The organism is Frisingicoccus sp. (assembly GCA_016298055.1).
GTDB lineage: Bacteria > Bacillota > Clostridia > Lachnospirales > Lachnospiraceae > Frisingicoccus.
Genome location: JAEDDO010000234.1, coordinates 1 through 2,515, shown reverse-complemented (window position 1 = coordinate 2,515; position 2,515 = coordinate 1). Strand labels below are relative to the sequence as shown.

2 protein-coding genes are annotated in these 2,515 nt (G+C 43.5%); one reads left to right on the top strand and one right to left on the bottom strand.

Annotation, left to right across the window (positions count from 1 at the left end):
* The coding region (locus tag QZZ35_RS11005) for an RluA family pseudouridine synthase (RefSeq protein ID WP_291237445.1) at nt 1-669 on the top strand (669 nt) is incomplete at its 5' end.
* On the opposite strand, the gene QZZ35_RS11000 is transcribed toward QZZ35_RS11005, so the two are convergent.
* A partial coding sequence (locus QZZ35_RS11000; RefSeq protein WP_291237444.1) for an acyl-CoA dehydratase activase-related protein occupies nt 650-2,515 on the bottom strand: 1,866 nt, incomplete at its 5' end. The genes QZZ35_RS11005 and QZZ35_RS11000 overlap by 20 nt on opposite strands.

The following is a 2,515-nucleotide window of genomic DNA, read 5'->3' as shown; positions in this document are numbered from 1 at the left end:
GTCTGTCTGCCTCTTGATATCCTCTATGAAGACGAAGATCTGCTTGCCGTAAATAAGCCGGCGGGCATGCCGATTCATCCCTCCATAAATAATTATGATAACACTCTGGCCAACGCACTCGCTTACTACTTTTCCAGGCAAAATAAACCTTTCATTTTCCGATGCACAAACCGTCTGGACAGAGACACATCCGGTGTGACCATTATTTCGAAAAATCTTCTCTGTTCCGGTATTTTAGCATCCATGGTCATGAACCAACATGTACACCGTCAGTATCTGGCCATTGTCCGGGGCAGCCTTTTTCCTGACTCCGGCACCATCAATGCCCCTCTCGGACGCAAACCCGGTTCCATCATTGAGCGCACCATTGACTATGAACATGGGGAGCCGGCTGTCACCCATTATCAAGTAGTGAAAAAAGAAAATGGGCACAGCCTCCTCTCCCTTTATCTGGAAACAGGCCGTACCCATCAAATACGCATTCACATGAAATCCATCGGTTCCCCTTTGATCGGAGATTATCTTTATAATCCGGATATGGAATGGATCCATCGTCAGGCTCTCCATTCTCATAAAATGTCCTTCATCCATCCAATCACAGGAAAATATATGGAATTCACAGCCCCGATGCCAGAAGATATGCAGCGTATTATTTCATATTCGATTTGACATTCATAATAAGCATCTGGAGACGATTTTCAATATTGGCAAAACTGATATCCGGATCATAATCCAATGGCAGAATCTGAATATTCGGATACATTTCTTTCAGACGTTTAATAATACCCCGCCCCACGATATGATTCGGAAGACAACCGAATGGCTGCAGAACGACAAAGGCTTTGCAGCCCTTTTTGGCATGATGTATGATCTCTCCCGGTATTAAGACCCCTTCACCCGCATCAAAAGTATGGTGAAAAATCGAATCACTCTCTTTCACCAGATCCGTCAGCCTGCAGGCCGGTTCATAAAGGGGGTGACTTTTCGCTATCCGATCGGTCAGATTATGGGCAAGATCAAAAAATTCATCTGTCATAGACAGCCACATTTTATTTTTCAGAGATGCCTTGACATGATACTCTTTAATCTGCATGTCTTTATAAAAATAAGATTTACGAATAACATCTGTCATACGGGCTTCAATGATCTCAAAACCATTCCTTTCAAGATACAATTCAATATCATGGTTTGCACCCGGATGAAAATTCAAAAGATATTCGCCCACAATAAGTACCTGGGGACGTTTTTCTGTCCGGTCATATTCTATATTATTCATCATATCGATTGCTTTTTTAAATCCGACCGCAGCCCCGCGTATGCCATGAGATTCAAGCCCACGCATTACTGCATCGATTCCCTTTTCAAAGGCAATGTCCGCACTTCCTCTGATTTTTTCGTAAGGACGTATCTTTCGAAGCAATTCTTCAAGAACATCGATCATCGGAAGTCCGAAGGCAATCCGCATCGAAGAGAAAAGATCCAGTTTAAAACCGGGATGAAGCTGATGATAATCCACATCATCATTTGTAAGGATCGGCACATTTTTAAATCCGGCATCATCCAGAGCCTTTCGAAGAAGGGCTCCATAGTGGGTAAGGCGGCAGTCACCGATATATTTTCCCATACCGATAGCCACATGGTCTGCATCATATTTTCCGCTCTTCAGTGCTGCCAAAGCCTCTCCTATGACCATCTGGGCCGGAAAACATATATCATTATTGACATACTGCTTTCCAAGATGAATCGCCTCTTCCCTTCCGAGTTCAAGAGGTTCTGCGCTGATTCCCTGTTTGCAGAATGCAGCTGACATTAATCGGCAGAATGCATGGGAGGTATTTGGTACAAGAACGACCTTTTTCTTACGATCATCCTTTTTAAATTTTACCGGATAAGGCTCTCTCATGTCAGAAAGCTCCAATGTTCTTCGATTGCGGCGCATATTGACCGTCTCAATAAATGACCGGACACGAATTCGAAGTGGCCCCTTTATATCTGTCTCATCCACTTTCAATACCAGAGGGGCTTTTCCGGAAATATCATTCATCACCCGTATAATCTCATCCGACAGATAGGCGTCATGTCCGCAGCCGAAACTCACAATCTGTACATACTCAAGATAAGGACTTTTTGCGGCTGCGATGCTGCATGAAAGCATACGGGCATGAAAATTGTTGACAATATCCAGACGACTCCTGTGAAGATCCTCATTTTCTGTTCCCGGAACACTGTCTGCAGTCAGCACAGGAATACCCATACCTGTAAACATTTCCGACAGATTGTGATTCACGAGACTGTCATTCTGATAAGGTCTTGATGCCAGAATGACCGCATATGTACCGGATTTTTTTACACTATCAATAATCTTTTGTCCCTGACGTTTAAGTTCACTGTGAAAATCATCCTGAGCAATATCTCCCGCTTCAATAGCTAAAACCGTCAGTGACTCAGGTATATCAAACTTATCTTTCATGTAGCGGCATAACTGGCGTTTTCGATCTTCATCTGTATACCAGTG